Source organism: Pseudomonas sp. ACN5, assembly GCF_002303975.1.
GTDB classification, from domain to species: Bacteria; Pseudomonadota; Gammaproteobacteria; order Pseudomonadales; family Pseudomonadaceae; genus Aquipseudomonas; species Aquipseudomonas laurylsulfatiphila.
Genome location: NZ_MRCP01000027.1, coordinates 31,114 through 49,316, shown reverse-complemented (window position 1 = coordinate 49,316; position 18,203 = coordinate 31,114). Strand labels below are relative to the sequence as shown.

Genomic DNA, 18,203 nt, shown 5'->3' with positions numbered 1-18,203 from the left:
AGCATGCGTAACATCAAAGCCTGCGGCCTGGCCGCGTTCGCCGTCCTGAGCAGCTGTTCCGTCAGTGTTCTGGCCGATGAAAACACCGCGCTGCAAGTCGGTCACGAATACATGGTGACCACCAACTACCCGAACAACCTGCACGTGATTGACCTGGCCACCGACACCCTGTTCAAGACCTGCAAGATGCCCGACGCCTTCGGCCCCGGCACCGTGCAGTTGTCGCCGGACCGCAAGACCGCCTACGTGCTGAACAACCACTACGCGGATGTCTACGGCGTCGAACTGGACAACTGCAAACAGGTGTTCCACGCCAGCATCACCCAGAAGCCGGGGGAGAAGGCCAAGTCGATGTTCGCCTTCACGGTCAGCCACGACGGCAAGGAACTGTACACCGTCGCCAACCCGACGCTGATGATGAACGACCGCTATGAAGTGCAGCAGCCTCGGCTCGATGTGTATTCGACCGACGCCGGGATGGATGCCAAGCCGGTGCGCAGCTTCCCAGCGCCGCGGCAGCTGACCATCATGCAGAGTGGCGACGACGGCACCTTGTATGTGGCGGGGGCGGACGTCTACAAGGTCAATGTGCAGACCGGCAAGTTCGACGTGCTGATCCCCAGCCGTCACTGGAAACGCCCGAACTACAGCGCGCCGGACGTGCTCTACGTGTGGAACCAGCAGACGTACCGGCATGACTTCTCGCTGCTCTACACCGCCGCGAAATTCAAGGACAAGAAGCAGGACCCGGCCACCGCCGAATACCTGTATGGCCTGTTCAGCGTCGACCTGAAAACCGGCAAGACCGAAACCACCGACTTCGGGCCACTGACGGAAATCTATTTCAGCGGCATGCGCTCGCCCAAGGACCCGAACCTGATGTTCGGTGTGCTTAATCGCCTGGCCAAGTACGACATCAAGGAGAAGAAAATGCTCCAGGCGGCGACGCTTGATCACTCCTACTACTGCATTTCCTTCAACAAGGACGGCAGCAAGATCTACCTGGCCGGGACGTTCAACGACGTGGCGATCTTCGATGCCGACAGCCTCAAACAGACGGGCAGCATCAAATTGCCGGGCGGGGACATGGCGATTACCACGGCGCAGATATTTGTCCGGTAATTGCGGCGACTGAACCGACGCCTTCGCGGGCAAGCCCGCTCCCACAGTGGATTTGTGGTGTGGTCACTATTGTGTGAACACCGCTGAACCCTGTGGGAGCGGGCTTGCCCGCGAAGAGGCCCTCAAAAACTCTGAAAATCTTAAACCCCCGGCACCGGACAACTCATATCCCCTTCCTGACACTTCAGGTAGTTCTTGAACGTCTGAACCCGTGCCTTGGTCAGTTCCGTGGTGCAGTTGCTGTAGATCAGCGGATACACACTCCCGCCTTCCACCCCGGACGCCGAGAACTTGCACTCGGCATCGCGGAACGCAACCCACGCCCGCTGTGCACCCACCAGCAGTTTCTTGTTGTCCGGGTTGCCCTTGAACCGCGAAGTGATCTGCTGGTACAGCGCATTCAATTCCTTGTCGGCGGCCGCATTCTGTTGCGCCGCGCACTGGTTCATCGTCGCCTGGTTGCTGGCGTTGTCGCAGTCAACGGCGACAGCCATGGAGGTGAACAGCAGGGGCGTCAATGCCAATAGTAAGCGTGGGTTCATGCCGGATGACTCGCTGTGACCGAAAGTTGAGGTGCAGTGTAGCGCTGTGACGGATTCAGCCCGCTACGCTTGCCACTGCGAATGTTTCACCAGCGATTGCCATTCGATGCTGTTTCGAAGGAAAACGTTAGCAGTTTCGACCTCCGACTTTGTGATTGCCCCAGAACTTATCCGTGCAAATGCAACCGAATATCTCAGGTATGGTTGATTGCGCATCCCGATTGGTACAACTTTAGGGTTGGTCTTGTGGTCTTACTGACCTACTGTTCAAGTACAGGAGGTGACTTATGAACCCAGCATCTGATCGCATCGAAAGGAAAATCCTGCTCAAGGCCAAGCGTTCGCAGGTCTGGCGAGTGATAGCCCATGCCGAAGAGTTCGGGAAGTGGTTTGGCGTGGCGCTGGAAGGCAAGCGTTTTGTGGCAGGCGAGTGGACCCAGGGCCGGGTTACGTACCCCGGTTATGAACACGTATTGTGGAACGTGTTGGTCGAGCGGGTCGAGCCGGAGCGGTTGTTTTCGTTTCGCTGGCATCCGTACGCGGTGCGTCCCGAGATCGACTATTCCCAGGAGCCAACCACCCTGGTCAAGTTCGAACTGGAAGATCATGACGCAGGCACCTTGCTCAGAGTCTCCGAGTCTGGTTTCGATCACATCCCCGATGTGCGCCGGGAAAAGGCTTTCCGGATGGATAGTCGTGGATGGGAAGAGCAAATGAACAATATCGAGCAGTTTTTGATCGACAATGCAAAGTCCCACGAGCAACAGGGAGGCTGAAGTCGGCTCGACGCCTGAGGCATCTAAGGGTTTTCGGAAGGTGGCTTATAGCGAATGTCTTACACGCGATGGTAGCGATATCGCCTGTTACAATTTGGATCCGATGCGTATTCTGGCCTCACCCACTGAAGCACAGGATGTGCTCAGGATCACGGATGATCGACCATATGCAAGGAACGCTGCGACAAGGAGTCGTCATGGTCTTGGAAAAACCCGCTTCGGCGGGTTTTTTTGTGACCGCAGGAAAGGTCGGGGCGGCAGCAAGCGGATACCCGCCGCCGTTTTCTTACAGACGATCGAGTTTCGCCGCCGCGCGCTCGGTGATTTCCGCCCGCAGCTTCAATGACCCCGCAGCCCGCTGGCGAGCCTCTTCCAGCACACTGGCCGGCGCCGTCTCGGGGCTGCCCGCCGTAAACGGCGGGGCCGGAGCATATTCCAGTTGCAACTGCACCAACTCGGCGGTGGCCGGGTCGAACAGTTCGGCGGCCAGGGTCAGGGCGAAGTCGATACCGGCGGTGATCCCGCCACCGGTCAACAGATTGCCGTCGCGAACCACCCGATCCTTCACCGCGATTGCGCCCAGCGGCTTGAGCAACTCGTGATAGGCCCAGTGAGTGGTGGCGCGTTTGCCCTTGAGCAATCCCGCCGCGCCCAGTACCAGTGCGCCGGTGCACACCGACGTGATGTACCGGGCGTTGGCGGCCTGGGCCCTGAGGAAGTCCAGGGTCTGGTCATCTTCCATCAACGGCCCGACGCCACTGCCACCGGGTACGCAGATCACGTCCAGCGCCGGGCAATCCTCGAAGGTGGTAGTGGGTTTCAACAGCAGGCCGGTGCTGGCGGTGACCGGCATCAGGTCCTTCCAGATCAGATGCACTTTCACATCCGGCAGCGAGGCCAGTACGTCATAAGGGCCGGTCAGGTCCAGTTGCTGAACCTGTGGAAACAACAGAAAGCCGATCTGCAACGTCATGGTGTTTTTCTCGTGAAGTGGGTGGACGGCTTGACTGTAGGCTCGTAGGATTTGGCGTATACGCCAATATCCCCACGAATTACGCCAAATGTCGAAAACCATCCATGTACTCGCGTTCGCCAACGTGCAATTGCTCGACGTCACCGGGCCGTTGCAGGTCTTCGCCTCGGCCAACGACATTGCCCGCCAGCAAGGCCTGCCGCCACCCTATGCACCGACGGTGATTGCCAGCGGCGGCGGGGCGGTGATGTCGTCGGCGGGCCTGGCGCTGTTGGCCGAACCCTTACCGGATGACGGCACTGACACCCTGATCATCGCCGGTGGCTGGGGTGTCTACGCGGCGGCGCAAGATGCGTCGTTGGTCGCCTGGGTGCGCGAGCATGCCCGTGGCTGCCGACGGGTTTCCTCGGTGTGTACCGGTGCGTTTCTGCTGGCGGCCAGTGGCTGGCTCGATGGCCGGCGGGTGGTCACCCACTGGACCCGCTGCGAGCAACTGGCGCAACAGCACCCGCGCTTGCAGGTCGAGCCCAACCCGATCTTCATCAACGACGGCCCGGTCTGGACCTCGGCCGGCGTGACGGCTGGCATCGACCTGGCACTAGCCATGGTCGAACAGGACCTGGGGCGCAACATGGCCCTGGAAGTCGCCCGGCAACTGGTGGTGTTTCTCAAGCGTCCGGGTGGCCAGTCGCAATTCAGCGTGACCCTGTCCCTGCAACAGGAAGGCAAGAGATTCGACGAACTCCACGCCTGGATCAGCGAAAACCTGACCAAGGACCTTGGCATCCCGACCCTGGCCTTGCAGGCCGGCATGAGCGAACGCAGCTTCGTACGCCACTACCGCGCCGACACCGGCCAGACCCCGGCCCGGGCCATCGAACTGATCCGCGTCGAAACCGCGCGGCGTCTGCTCAGCGATACCGGTGTGCCGATCAAAAGGGTGGCGGTGCAATGCGGCTTCGGCAGCGAAGAAACCCTGCGCCGCAGCTTCCTGCGGGCCATGGGGGTGACACCGCAGGCTTACCGGGAGCGGTTTTCGGTCAGTGCCGGAGTAGATCCAGCAGTGCCTTGAGTCACTTACTACCAGAACTCGAACATTGTTTGATCCGTACTTACGGCTGCCAGACAACCTTCTCCCCACTCAACCTGCGATCCAGAAAACACGCCGCACTGATCAACGCCAGATGCGTCAGCGCCTGCGGCGTGTTGCCCATGTGCCGCCCATGGCTGTCGAACTCTTCGGCATACAACCCCAGCGGGTTGGCGTACCTGAGCAGCTGTTCGAACTCCAGGTGGGCCTTGTCGAGCTGGCCGGCGCGGGCCAGGCATTCGACGTACCAGAACGAGCAGGCGGCGAAGGCGCCTTCGCTGCCGGGCAGGCCGTCGATCTGGCTGTCGTCGTTGCGGTAGCGGTAGATCATGCCGTCGCGCACCAGGCTCTTTTCGATGGCTTGCAGGGTTGCCAGCCAGCGCGGGTCACGGGCACTGACGAAGCGCACCAGCGGCATCAGCAGCATCGAACCGTCCAGGCCGGTGCCGCCGATGTGCTGGACGAAATGCCCGTGCTCCTCATTCCAGAAGTTCTCCCAGATGTCGGCATGGATCGCCTGGCGGGTCTGGTCCCAACGGGCGAACGGGGCGGGCAGCGAGCGTTTGGACGCGAGGCGGATGGCGCGGTCCAGGGCGACCCAGCACATCAGCCGTGAATGCAGGAAATGATATTGCTCGCCGCGCATTTCCCAGATGCCGACGTCCTTTTGCTCCCAGGTCTGGCAAACCTGATCGACCACCTCTACCGTGTGTTTCCAGCCCTCATGGGAGATGGCTTCGCCGTACTTGTTGACCAGGTAAATCGCGTCCATCAGCTCGCCAAAGATGTCGAGCTGGACCTGTTCATACGCCTGGTTGCCGATGCGCACCGGTTGTGCGCCACCATGGCCGGACAGGTGCGTCAGCTCGATTTCCGGCAGTTCCTGGCGACCGTCGATGGCATACAGGATGTTGAGTTTCATCGGCTTGCCCCGGCAGTCGCTGACCCGCCCACGCAACCAGCGCATGTAGGCATTGGCCTCTTCGACGAAGCCCAGGCGCATGAATGCATAGACCGTGAACGAAGCGTCGCGGATCCAGGTGTAGCGATAGTCCCAGTTGCGCTCGCCACCAGGGCTTTCCGGCAGGCCGAAAGTAGCCGCGGCGAGAATGGCGCCGTGCTTGCGCGAGGTCAGCAGCTTCATGGCCAGGGCCGAGCGGTTGACCATTTCACGCCAGCGCCCGCGGTAGTTGGACTGGCCGATCCAGTCGCGCCAGAACTTCAGGGTGCGTGTCAGGCACAGATCGGCGGCACCCTCCTTGAAGCGTGGGTCGCCAGACGCACCGAGCAGGAACTGGGCGGTCTGGTCTTGCTCAAGGGTGAACTGCGCGACCGCGCCATTGGCATCAATGTGCATGGCTTGATCGGCGCACAGTCGCAGGGACGGCTGGTCGGCAGCCTCGAAGATCACGTCATCCTTATCCATGCTCGCGCGGGTGTTGGCACGGGCGTAGTCATGGCGCACCGCGCAACGCATGTGGAAGGTGGCGCGGCCGCTGACCACGCGGATCCGCCGCATCAGCAGTGGCAGATCGTCCTCGGTGTCGCCGACGGGCAGCAGGTCGGTGACCTCGACCACCGCCCGGTCACTGAGCCAGCGGGTTTGCAGCACGTTGGTGTCGGGCAGGTAAATCTGTTCGCGGCGGGCGTCGGGCAAGTCCGGCGATAGCTGGAAAATTCCCGCCTCGGGGGTGTCCAGCAGCGAGCAGAAGATTGACGGACTGTCGAACTCCGGCCAGCAGAAGAAATCCACGCTGCCCTTGTCGTTGACCAGCGCCGCGCTGCGCATGTCGCCGATGATGCCGTGGGCGTCGATGGGGCTTTGGCGTTCGGGGTGATCAGCCATTGTCGCGCAACTCCGGGAGTCTGGGGCCTATTTAGCTGACTGGTCTGGGTGGCCGAGAGTTCACTTGGCGGGGCGTAGGTTGTCTGTACTGGCCCCTTCGCGAGCAGGCTCGCTCCCACAATGGACGGCGTACAGCGATCAACTGTGGGAGCGAGCCTGCTCGCGAAGGGGCCTTCACCGACAACCAACAAATTGCCGCTTCCCCCCCGATTCGCCGTTATGGCAACGTGCAGTCCCCTGATGAGACCTGACCCATGGCAAACCCCTATCGCGAGTTGTTCAAAGCCCCCGGCAGCGGCGCATTCGTGCTGGCCGGCATGCTCGCGCGCATGCCGATTTCCATGACCGGCATCGGCCTGATCACCATGCTCTCGCAATTGCAGGGTGGCTACGGAATGGCGGGCGCGGTGGCGGCGACGTTCGCCCTGGCCACGGCCTTTTGTGCGCCGCAGGTCTCGCGGCTGGTGGATCGGTATGGCCAGGGGCGGATTCTGCCGGTGGCGGCGCTGCTCGGCGGTGGGGCGCTATTGTTGCTGTTGCTGTGCACGCGGTTGCAGGCGCCGCACTGGACGCTGTTTGTCTTCGCTGCGCTGGCCGGCTGCATGCCGAGCATGTCGGCGATGGTGCGGGCGCGCTGGACCGAGGTGTACCGCGGCCGCCCCGAGTTGCAGACTGCCTACGCCCTGGAGTCGGTACTGGATGAAGTCTGCTTCATCGTCGGGCCGCCGCTTTCCGTTGGCCTGTGTGTGGTGGCGTTTCCCGAGGCCGGGCCATTGGCGGCCTTGCTGGCGCTGGCCGTCGGCGTCACCGCGTTCGTGTTGCAGCGCAGCACGGAACCGCCGGTACATCCCCACGAAGATCACCATCAAGGCTCGATCATCCGCTCGCGCGACATTCAATTGCTGATGCTGTTGATGGTCGCCATGGGCACCATCGTCGGCGTGGTGGACGTGGTCAGCGTCGCCTTCGCCCAGCAGCAGGGTCAACCGGCAGCGGCGAGCATCGTGCTGTCGGTGTACGCCATCGGCTCGTGCCTGGCCGGGCTGGCCTTCGGCGCACTGCGTTCGAAAGTACCGCTGGCGCGCCTGTTCCTGTACGGCGGCGTGGCAACGGCGGTGACCACCTTGCCGTTGTTGCTGGCGGCGAACATTCTCGGCTTGTCGCTGGCGGTGTTTGTCGCGGGGCTGTTTTTTGCCCCGACGCTGATCGTCGCCATGGCCCTGGTGGAGCAGATCGTGCCACCGGCCAAACTCACCGAAGGCCTGACCTGGCTGGTCACCGGGCTGAGCATCGGCGTCGCGATCGGTGCAGCCGGCTCCGGCTGGCTGGTGGACGCCTTCGGCGCGCGCAGCGGGTTCTGGCTGGCGATTGCGGCGGGGGCGCTGGTGCTCGGCTCGGCGATCCCGAGCTATCGCCATCTGAAATGAAGATCGACCTGTGGGAGCGGGCTTGCTCGCGAAAGCAGAGTGTCAGTCGACATCAATGTTGCATGACACACCACCTTCGCGAGCAAGCCCGCTCCCACATTGGGATCTGCGACTAATTCCGGCTACACCTCATCCGTTCTCCAAGCAGACAACCTTCGAGGAAATCCCGGTGACCCCGCTGACATTGCTGTGCCTGCCCTATTCGGGCGCGAGTGCCATGGTCTATAGCCGCTGGCGGCGCAAAATGCCGGAGTGGCTCAAGCTGCAACCGGTGGAATTGCCAGGGCGGGGCGCGCGATATGGCGAGCCCCTGCACACCGACATGCGCCGCCTGGCGCTGCAGCTGGCCCACGAACAGAAGGCCACGCTCAAGGCGCCGTATGCGTTGTTCGGCCATAGCATGGGGGCGTTGCTGGCCTGCGAGATGGCCCACGCGTTCCGCTCGCTGGGTTGCCCGGAACCGGTCGCGCTGTTCGCCTCGGGCACCGCCGCGCCGACCCTGCGCGCCGACTACGACCGCGGCTTTGCCCAGCCGAAAACCGATGCCGAACTGATCGAGCAATTGCGCACCCTCAACGGTACCAGCGAAGAGATCCTGGCCAATCAAGAGTTGATGAGCCTGACCCTGCCGGTGCTGCGCGCGGACTTCCTGTTGTGCGGGCGTTTCGCACCGATCCAGCGCCCGCCGCTCAAGTGCCCGGTGCACGTGCTCGGCGGCAAGGCCGACCGCGCCACCACCGAGCAATTGATCGGCTGGAGCCAGGAAACCCGCGGCAGTTTCTCGGTGGACATGCTGGCCGGCGGACACTTCTTCATCCATGAGCAGGAGGCCAAGGTGCTGCGGGTGATCAAGGACCAGCTTGAGGGGCATCATCGGCGGCATTCCATGGCTGCCGTGGGTTAACACCCTCCTCAAACTTCACTGGACCCCTGTGGGAGCGGGCTTGCTCGCGAAGAGGGAGTGTCAGCAACATACCCGTTGCCTGACACACCGCCTTCGCGAGCAAGCCCGCTCCCACAGTAGTATTCATCAGCCTGTTTTTTCGCGTTTCTCTCCCTCCTGATACTTGTTCCCCTGCGCTAATTTTTCCCGCCTGCATTCGTTTTACAGGGACGACGCGCCTTTGCGCCTGCTGCCTACTGATGCGGATGCCGATAGATGAATGCTGAAGACTCCTTGAAACTTGCTCGCCGGTTTATCGGGTTGCCCCTGGAAAAGCGCCAGATGTTCCTGGCGGCCTTGCACAAGGAGGGCGTGGACTTCGCCCGTTTCCCGATCCCGGCCGGCATCGAGGCCGAGGATCGCCAGGCGTTGTCGTACGCCCAGCAACGCATGTGGTTCCTCTGGCAGTTGGACCCGCACAGCGGCGCCTACAACCTGCCGGGCGCAGTGCGGTTGACCGGGCACTTGAACCTGTCGGCGCTGGAACAGGCGTTCGCCAGTCTGGTGGCGCGGCATGAAACCCTGCGCACGGTGTTCCAGCGTCAGGTCGACGACAGCTTGCAGCAAGTGCCGGCCACGGCGCCGTTGCTGATCGAACAGGTGGATTTCAGCGCACTGCCCGCCGAGGAGCGCGAGCGGGCCGTGGCGCATACCGCCGAGCAGCAATCGATGCTGCCGTTCGATCTGTCGACCGGTCCGCTGCTGCGGGTCACCTTGCTCAAGCTCGCAGAACTTGAGCACGTGCTGTTGCTGACCCTGCACCACATCGTCTCCGACGGCTGGTCGATGAACGTGCTGATCGACGAATTCATCCGCTGCTACGACGCCTTCGATGCGGGCACCCAACCGCAGCTGGCCGCGTTGCCGATCCAGTACAGCGACTACGCCCTGTGGCAGCGCCGCTGGCTGGAGGCGGGCGAGCAGGCGCGGCAACTGGCGTACTGGCAGGCGCAACTGGGCGATGAGCATCCGGTGCTGGAACTGCCCCTGGATCATTCGCGCCCGGCCATGCCGAGCTATCGCGGCACCCGCTACGAATTCGCGGTCGAAACGCAACTGGCCGAACAACTGCGCAGCGCCGCACAGAAGCACAACATTACCCTGTTCATGCTATTGCTCGGCGCCTTCAACGCGTTGCTGCATCGCTACACCGGACAAACCGACATCCGCGTCGGCGTGCCCATCGCCAACCGCAACCGTGCGGAAATCGAAGGCCTGATCGGCTTCTTCGTCAACACCCAGGTGCTGCGTACCCAACTGGACGGCCAGACCCGGGTCGACGACCTGCTGCGCGCCGTCAAGGAAACCGCCCTCGGCGCCCAGGCCCATCAGGACCTGCCGTTCGAGCGCCTGGTCGAAGCGTTGAAACTGGAGCGCAGCCTCAGTCACACGCCGTTGTTCCAGGTGATGTACAACCACCAGCCGCACGTGGCCGACATGGCGTCGGTCAGCACCGCCTCCGGCCTGGTGCTGGGCAGCATCGACTGGCAAAGCCGCACCACCCAGTTCGACCTCACCCTCGACACCTGGGAGAAGGGTGGCAAGCTGCACGCCGCGCTGACCTATGCCAACGACCTGTTCGAAGCCGACACCATCGCACGCATGGCCCGGCACTGGACGCGTCTGTTGCAGGGGTTAGTCGACGACTCGACGCAAAAAATCGGTGAGTTGCCGATGCTGAGCGCCGATGAGCAACAGGTGCTGGTGCAGGACTGGAACCGCACCGCCGAGGTCTATCCCGTCGAGCAGTGCCTGCATCAGTTGATCCAGGCCCAGGCCCGACGCACGCCCGAGGCACCGGCGCTGGTGTTTGGCGAGCGCCGGTTGAGCTACGCGCAACTCGATGTCCGCACCAACCAACTGGCCAATTACCTGCGCGGGCAGGGCGTTGGTCCGGATGTACTGGTGGGGATCTGCGTCGAGCGTTCGCTGGAGATGGTCCTTGGCCTGTTGGCCATTCACAAGGCCGGGGGTGCCTACGTACCGCTGGACCCGGAGTACCCGGCCGAACGCCTGGCCTACATGATCGACGACAGCGCGATTGGCCTGCTGCTCACGCAAGGCAACCTGCTCGGCGCACTGCCCACCGACGGCGTCAAGGTCATCGCCCTGGACCGGCACCACGACTGGCTCGACGGCTACAGCGAAGTCTGCCCGCAGGTCGAAGTGCATCCGTTGAACCTGGCCTATGTGATCTACACCTCCGGCTCCACCGGTAAGCCCAAAGGCGCCGGCAACAGTCACGCGGCGCTGGTCAACCGCTTGTGCTGGATGCAGCAGGCTTACGGGCTGGATGACAGCGATTCGGTATTGCAGAAAACCCCGTTCAGTTTCGACGTGTCGGTCTGGGAGTTCTTCTGGCCGCTGATGACCGGCGCGTGTCTGGTGGTGGCGCCACCGGGCGCACATCGGGAACCGGCGCAGTTGATCCGCCTCATCGCTGACCACGGCATCAGCACGCTGCACTTTGTGCCGTCGATGCTCCAGGCGTTCATTCACGAGCCGGGTGTCGAGACGTGCACGGGCCTCAAACGCATTGCTTGCAGTGGCGAAGCCTTGCCGCTGGATGCGCAATTGCAGGTGTTCAAAAAGCTGCCGGGTGCCGGGTTGTACAACCTCTACGGCCCGACCGAGGCGGCCATCGACGTGACCCACTGGACCTGCGTCGACGAAGGCGCCGACAGCGTGCCCATCGGCCGGCCCATCGCCAACCTGCGCACCCATGTGCTGGATGCGCAATTGCTTCCGGTTCCGGCCGGCGTGGCGGGGGAGCTGTACCTCGGCGGCGCCGGGCTGGCGCGCAGTTATCACCGGCGGCCGGCGCTCACCGCCGAGCGCTTCGTGCCGTGTCCGTTCCACGACGGTGCGCGCTTGTACCGCACCGGTGACCGCGTGCGGCAGCGCGCCGATGGCGTGATCGAATACCTCGGGCGCCTCGACCATCAAGTCAAATTGCGCGGCCTGCGCATCGAACTGGGGGAGATCGAAACCCGCCTGATGCAGCATGACCTGGTGCGCGAGGCCGTGGTGCTGGTGCAGGGCGGCAAGCATCTGGTGGCATACCTGGTGCTGGAAAACGCCGACGCCGATGTGCAATGGCCGCAAACCCTCAAGGCCTGGCTGCTCGGCAGCCTGCCGGAATACATGGTGCCCACCTACCTGATGCCGCTGGATGCCTTGCCAGTGACTGCCAACGGCAAGCTCGACCGCAAGGCCTTGCCGCCACCGGACGCCGCGCCGCAGCAGGCGTTCGTCGCACCGCAGGATGCCATGCAGACCACGCTGGCGCAGATCTGGCAGGACGTATTGGGCCTGGAGCGCGTGGGCCTTGAAGACAACTTCTTCGAACTCGGCGGCGACTCGATCATTTCCATCCAGGTGGTCAGCCGCGCCCGCCAGGCCGGCATTCGCCTCAGTCCGCGGGATCTGTTCCAGTACCAGACCGTGCGCAGCCTGGCATTGGTCGCGACGTTCGAAAGCCGCAGCCGCATCGATCAAGGCCCGGTCAGCGGCGAGGTAATCCTGACCCCGACGCAGCATTACTTCTTCGAACAGGCCATCGCCCAGCGTCAGCACTGGAACCAGTCGCTGCTGCTGACGCCCCGGGAAGCGCTGGATCCGCAAGCGTTGGAACGGGCCTTGGTGGCCGTCATCCATCATCATGACGCCTTGCGCCTGCGCTTCATCGACGGTGCCCAAGGCTGGCAGCAACGCCATGGGCCGCAGGTCGAATCCGCTGGGTTGTGGCTGCGTCGGGCCTCTTCGGCCGAAGCCTTGACCGCACTGTGCGATGAAGCGCAACGCAGCCTCGATCTGGCCAACGGACCGCTGCTGCGCGCCTTGCTGGTCAACCTCGACGATGGCAGCCAGCGCCTGTTGCTGGTGGTTCATCACCTGGCGGTGGACGGCGTGTCGTGGCGGGTGTTGCTCGAAGACTTGCAACAGGCTTACCGGCAAGTGGCGCTGCCCGAGAAAACCAGCGCCTATCAAGCCTGGGCCGCGCACCTGCAACAGCATGCCGGCACCTTGTCTGGGCAATTGCCGTACTGGCAGGCGCAACTGGCGGATGCCCGGGACCTGCCGTGTGAGCATCCGCAGGGCAGCTTGCAGCAGCGCCACGGGCACAAGATCGAATCGACACTGGATGCCGAGCTGACCCGCCGGTTGCTGCAACAGGCGCCGGCGGCCTATCGCACCCAGGTCAATGACCTGTTGCTCACGGCGTTGGCGCGGGTCATCTGCCGCTGGAGCGGGCAGGGCTCGACGCTGATCCAGCTTGAAGGCCACGGCCGCGAAGACCTGGGCGACGAACTCGACCTGAGCCGCACCGTCGGCTGGTTCACCAGCCTGTTTCCCGTGCGCCTGCAACCCGAAGTCGGGGCGGCGAATTCGATCAAGTCGATCAAGGAACAACTGCGGGCCATTCCCGGCAAAGGCCTGGGTTATGGGCTGCTGCGTTATCTCGGCGAACCGGCGCAGCGCCAGCTTCTGCAAGACTTGCCGGCGCCACGCATCACCTTCAACTACCTGGGGCAGTTCGACCGTCAGTTCGATGAGGCTGCGCTGTTCGTCCCGGCCGCGCAAAGCGCTGGTCAGGCCCAGGGTGATGACGCGCCACTGGCCAACTGGCTGACCGTGGAAGGTCAGGTGTATGGCGGGCAGCTCTCACTGCAATGGGGTTTCAGCCGCGACATGTTTGCCGAATCCACGGTGCAGCGACTGGCCGATGCCTACACCGAAGAACTCAAGGCACTGATCGAACATTGCTGCGCGACAACGCCAGGCCAGGTCACACCGTCGGACTTCCCGCTGGCGCGCATCACCCGGGCACAACTCGATGCCTTGCCTGTCCCGGCACCGGCCATCGAGGACGTTTACCCGCTGACACCGATGCAACAGGGCATGCTGTTCCACACCCTGTACGAACCCCAGGCCGAGGCTTACATCAATCAATTGCGCCTGGACATCCGGGGGCTGGAACTGGCGGCATTCGGCCGGGCCTGGCAAGCGGCGATCAACCGACACGACATTCTGCGCAGCAGTTTCCACTGGTTGGGACTGGAATCTGCGCACCAGGTGATTCATCGCCAGATCGACCTGCAACTGCAAGTGATCGAAGCGGCCGACCTCGACTTGGATGCACTGGCCGCCGAGGAGCGCAGTCGCGGCTTCGAACTCGGCACCGCGCCGTTGTTCCGCCTGGTGCTGGTGCGCCGAAGCACTGAGGACTGGCACCTGATCTACACCAGCCATCACATCCTCATGGACGGCTGGAGCAACGCGCAGTTGCTCGGCGAAGTGATCCAGCAGTATGCCGGGCAGACGCTGGCCAGGCCGTTGGGGCAATACCGCGATTATCTGGGCTGGATTCAACAGCAGCCGCTGCTGGCTGCCGAGCAGTTCTGGAAGCAAGCGCTGGCGCCACTGGAAACGCCGACACTGCTGGCGCAAGCCTTGCCGGCGCCCACCGAAGGACGCGGCATGGGCGAGCATCAATTGACCCTTGAGAGTGCCGCACTACAGCGCCTGGGCGATTTCGCCCGCCATCAGAAAATTACCCTCAACACCTTGCTGCAAGGCGCCTGGGGCCTGCTGTTGCAGCGCTACACCGGCCAATCCTGCGTGGCGTTCGGCGCCACCATGGCCGGACGCTCCGCGCCGCTGCCGGGCATCGAGCAGCAATTGGGGCTGTTCATCAACACCTTGCCGATCATTGCCGCGCCGCCGGCAGGGCAGTCGGTGGCCCACTGGCTCACCCACCTGCAAGCACTGAACCTGAGCCTGCGCGAGTTCGAGCACGTGCCGCTGTACGACATCCAGGGCTGGGCCGGGCAACAGGGGGCGCTGTTCGACAGCCTGCTGGTGTTCGAGAACTACCCGGTGGCCGAAGCCCTCAAACAAGGTGCGCCGGCGGGCCTGACCTTCGGCGCGCTGCGTAATCACGAAATCACCAGCTACCCGCTGACCCTCGGCATCGAAGTCGGTGCCACCCTGCGTCTGGATTTCAGCTTCGACCGCAGCCAGTTCAGCGCGGCGCAGATCAGCCAGTTGGGCGCCAGCCTGTTGCAGGTGCTGGAGCAGTTCGTCGCTCAGCCACAGCAGGCATTGGGCGCGGTCAGCTTGCTCGATGCACAGGCTCAAGCAAAGGTGTTGAACGGTTCGCGTCCGCCTGCGCCGCCACTCGACAGCCCGTTGCTGGCCCATCAGCGTTTCGAGCAACAGGCGGCACGCACGCCCGATGCACTGGCGGTGATGGTCGGCGACGAGTGCCTGACCTACGCCCAGCTCAATGCGCAAGCCAACCAGCTCGCCCATCGCCTGCGCGCCCTGGGTGTGGCACCGGGGCAGCGGGTCGGCCTGTCGGTGCGACGCAATGCGCAGATGATCGTCAGCCTGATGGCCATCCTCAAGTCCGGCGCCGGGTATGTGCCGCTCGATCCGGATTACCCGGCCGAGCGCCTGGCCTACATGATCGAAGACAGCGGCATGGATCTGCTGCTGGTGCAACCGGGGTTGCTCGCCGATGTAGCGTTGCCGCAAGGTTTGCCGCGCCTGGCGCTGGAGTCGAGCGTTGACGGTTACTCCACCGAAAACCCGGACAACCTCGCCAGCGCCGAAGACCTCGCCTACCTGATCTACACCTCCGGTTCCACCGGACGCCCGAAAGGCGTGTGCCTGGCCCACGCCGCGCTGCGCGAGTTTTGCGTGATCGCGGCGGACTATTCACAACTCACGGCGCAAGACCGTGTGCTGCAATTCGCCACTTTCAGCTTCGACGGCTTTGTCGAGCAGTGCTACCCGCCGCTGTGCGTGGGCGCGGCGCTGGTGATGCGCGGCGATGAGTTATGGGACACCGACACCCTTTATCGGCAGATCATCGCGCACGGCGTGACCCTGGCCGACCTGCCGGCCGCCTACTGGTTCTTGCTGGCTCAAGAGTGGGCTGCGCAACCGCAGCGTGAGAAAGGGCGCTTGCGTCAGGTCCACGTCGGGGGCGAGGCCATGTCGCTGGAAGGCCTGAAGTTGTGGCATGCCGCCGGTCTGGGCGATGTGCGCCTGCTCAATACCTATGGGCCGACCGAAGCCACGGTCGTTTCCAGTACCCACGAATGCACCCTGGCCGATACCCGCAACCCCATTGGCGTGCCGATTGGCCGGGCGTTGCCGGGGCGTGCGTTGTATGTGCTGGACAGCGAAGGCCACCTGCTGCCGACCGGTTGTGTCGGCGAGTTGTGCATCGGCGCTGATGTCGGCCTCGCCCAGCGCTATCACCAGCGTCCGGGTTTGAGCGCCGAGCGTTTCATTGCCGATCCGTTCTCCGCCACACCGGGGGCACGGCTGTACCGCAGCGGCGACCTGGCGCGCTATCGCGAGGACGGCACACTGGAATACCTGGGGCGTATCGACCATCAGGTGAAAATTCGCGGATTCCGCGTCGAACTGGGTGAGCTGGAGGCGCACCTGCAAGGCCTGCCGATGATCAGCGAAGCCGCGGTGCTGGTGCACGAAGGCGTCGGTGGCATGCAGTTGATCGGCTACGTAGTGCCTGCCTCGGATGAACAGCTGGGTGCCGATGCGCGACAACTCACCGACACCGTGCGCCGCACCTTGGGCGAGCGCCTGCCGGACTATATGCTGCCGACGCAACTGGTGCTGCTGGCCGCGTTGCCCCTCAACCGCAACGGCAAACTCGACCGCGCCGCATTGCCAGCCCCGCCAGTCTGGGAAGCCGCAACCGGTAGCGCACCGCAGGGGGCACTGGAAATCCAGCTGGCGCAGATCTGGCAGCAGGTGTTGCAGGTCAGTCGCGTCGACCGCGAGAACAGCTTCTTCGAATTGGGCGGGCACTCCTTGCTGGCGACGCAAATCGTCTCGCAGATCCGCCAGCGCATGGGCCTGTCGGTGAGCCTGCGCAGCCTGTTCGAACACCCGCGCCTTGAGGATTTCTCCGCACAGGTACAGACACTGCAGCACCGCTGTGAGCGCCCGGCGCTGGTGGCGGACACCTCCGGCGAACGCCAGCCGCTGTCCTTTGCCCAGCAGCGCCTGTGGTTCCTGTGGAACCTGGAGCCGGACAGTTCGATGTACAACATGCCGGGCGCCTTGCGCCTGCGTGGCGAGCTGAACCTCGACGCCCTGCGCCAGACCTTCGAAACCCTGGTGCAGCGCCACGCGGTGTTGCGCACCACCTTCTACGAAGAAGACGGCCAGACCTGGCAGCGGGTACACGGGCAATTGCCGTTGAGCTTCGAGGCCGGCGACCTGCGGCATCTGCCGGCGCCGGACGTCGAGGCGCAACACCTGGCCCGCGAGGAAGTCGCGCGGCCATTCGACCTGCGCCACGGCCCGTTGCTGCGGGTGCGGGTGCTGCGGGTCGCGGATGACCAGCATGTGCTGTTGTTGACGGTGCATCACATCGTCGCCGATGACTGGTCGTTCCGCGTGCTGATCAATGAATTCGTCACACTGTATCCAACCCTCAACCGTGGCCAGACCCCGCAACTGCCGGCGCACAGCGTGCAGTACGCCGACTTCGCCAAATGGCAGCGCCAGTGGCTGGAGCAGGGCGGCGAGTTGCAGCGCCAGCTCGACTACTGGCAGCAGCGCCTTGCCGAGCCGCAAGCCGTGCTGGAGTTGCCCGCCGATGGCGACCGGCGCACGGCGCAGGAAGGCGCCAGCGCGCATTTCACCTTCAGTGCCGAACTCAGCCAGCAGTTGCGCGACTTTGCCCAACAGCGTGACCTGTCGCTGTTCATGCTGCTGCTGGCCGGTTTCACCCTGGTGTTGCGCCAGCGCACCGAAATCGCTCGGGTGCGCATCGGCACCGATATCGCCAACCGAAATCAAGCCGAGCTTGAAGAAATGGTCGGCTTCTTCGTTAACCAACTAGTACTGCAAGTGGAAGTCGATGCCGGGCAGCCGGCAGAGCAATTGCTGGAGGCCTGTCGCCGGGCGGTGCTGGAGGCTTCGGACCATCAGGACTTGCCGTTCGAGCGCCTGGTGGAGGCCTTGCGCTTGCCGCGCCGGGCCGGCCGTTCGCCGCTGTTCGACATCAAGCTGATTTACCAGGAAGGCGTCGCTCGCTTGCCCTCGATGGATGGGTTGCACGTGGAGGATTTCCCCTCCGGGCGTCAGGCCGCCGAGATCGGCATGGTCGCTGCGTTCTACAACGACGCGCAGCACATCCACCTGAGCTTCGAGACACCGGCCGGACAGTACCTGCCGAGCACGCTGGAATGTCTGTTCGAACAGATCCAGGCGGTGCTCGAAGCGTTGGTAAGCGCTGAGCCGTTGCAGGTCGGTGAGTTGCTGAACCTGGCCAGCGATGTCCAGCGCCGTGCCGAGGCGCGCTTGAACGAGCAACGCAAGGCCCTGCTCGGCGGTGCCATGGCGATCAAGCGCCGCTCGGCGAACCGGGGCGCGCCGACAGCGCAAACCGCAGCGGACTGATTCAGGCAGCGGCGCCCTATAGCGCCGCCGTCAA

9 protein-coding genes are annotated in these 18,203 nt (G+C 63.7%); 6 read left to right on the top strand and 3 right to left on the bottom strand.

All coding sequences use genetic code 11. The annotated features are described in order from the left end of the window. The first annotated feature begins 3 nt into the window (after nucleotides 1-3). Nucleotides 4-1,122: a quinohemoprotein amine dehydrogenase subunit beta gene (gene peaD / locus BSF40_RS30455; RefSeq protein ID WP_095968149.1), complete on the top strand. Its 1,119-nt coding sequence runs from the start codon at nucleotides 4-6 to the stop codon at nucleotides 1,120-1,122. Between the two features lie 140 nt (nucleotides 1,123-1,262). Here peaD and BSF40_RS30450 read toward each other — a convergent pair whose 3' ends face one another. Beyond that, nucleotides 1,263-1,664: a lysozyme inhibitor LprI family protein gene (locus BSF40_RS30450; protein ID WP_095968148.1), complete on the bottom strand. Its 402-nt coding sequence runs from the start codon at nucleotides 1,662-1,664 to the stop codon at nucleotides 1,263-1,265. A 287-nt stretch (nucleotides 1,665-1,951) separates the two neighbouring features. On the opposite strand from BSF40_RS30450, the gene BSF40_RS30445 reads away from it, so the two are divergent. Continuing rightward, nucleotides 1,952-2,440: an SRPBCC family protein gene (locus BSF40_RS30445; RefSeq protein WP_095968147.1), complete on the top strand. Its 489-nt coding sequence runs from the start codon at nucleotides 1,952-1,954 to the stop codon at nucleotides 2,438-2,440. A 286-nt stretch (nucleotides 2,441-2,726) separates the two neighbouring features. Here BSF40_RS30445 and inhA read toward each other — a convergent pair whose 3' ends face one another. Beyond that, on the bottom strand, nucleotides 2,727-3,413 hold the full coding sequence (inhA, locus tag BSF40_RS30440; RefSeq protein ID WP_095968146.1) for an isonitrile hydratase: 687 nt from the start codon (nucleotides 3,411-3,413) through the stop codon (nucleotides 2,727-2,729). A gap of 88 nt (nucleotides 3,414-3,501) precedes the next feature. Between inhA and BSF40_RS30435 the strand changes: the two genes are divergently transcribed. Next, nucleotides 3,502-4,485, top strand: coding sequence for a GlxA family transcriptional regulator (locus BSF40_RS30435; RefSeq protein ID WP_095968145.1), 984 nt, complete (start codon nucleotides 3,502-3,504; stop codon nucleotides 4,483-4,485). 40 nt (nucleotides 4,486-4,525) lie between these two features. Here BSF40_RS30435 and BSF40_RS30430 read toward each other — a convergent pair whose 3' ends face one another. Beyond that, a complete protein-coding gene (locus BSF40_RS30430; RefSeq protein ID WP_095968144.1) occupies nucleotides 4,526-6,349 on the bottom strand; it encodes a glycoside hydrolase family 15 protein in 1,824 nt (607 codons plus the stop codon). Between the two features lie 254 nt (nucleotides 6,350-6,603). Here BSF40_RS30430 and BSF40_RS30425 point away from each other — a divergent pair, with 254 nt between their 5' ends. The 3 genes from BSF40_RS30425 (at nucleotide 6,604) to BSF40_RS30415 (ending at nucleotide 18,169) form a co-directional block, all read left to right on the top strand. Then, a complete protein-coding gene (locus tag BSF40_RS30425; RefSeq protein WP_095968143.1) occupies nucleotides 6,604-7,776 on the top strand; it encodes an MFS transporter in 1,173 nt (390 codons plus the stop codon). 169 nt (nucleotides 7,777-7,945) lie between these two features. Further along, a complete protein-coding gene (locus BSF40_RS30420; protein WP_095968142.1) occupies nucleotides 7,946-8,680 on the top strand; it encodes a thioesterase II family protein in 735 nt (244 codons plus the stop codon). Between the two features lie 255 nt (nucleotides 8,681-8,935). Further along, nucleotides 8,936-18,169: a non-ribosomal peptide synthetase gene (locus BSF40_RS30415; RefSeq protein ID WP_095968141.1), complete on the top strand. Its 9,234-nt coding sequence runs from the start codon at nucleotides 8,936-8,938 to the stop codon at nucleotides 18,167-18,169. The last annotated feature ends 34 nt before the right edge of the window (nucleotides 18,170-18,203 follow it).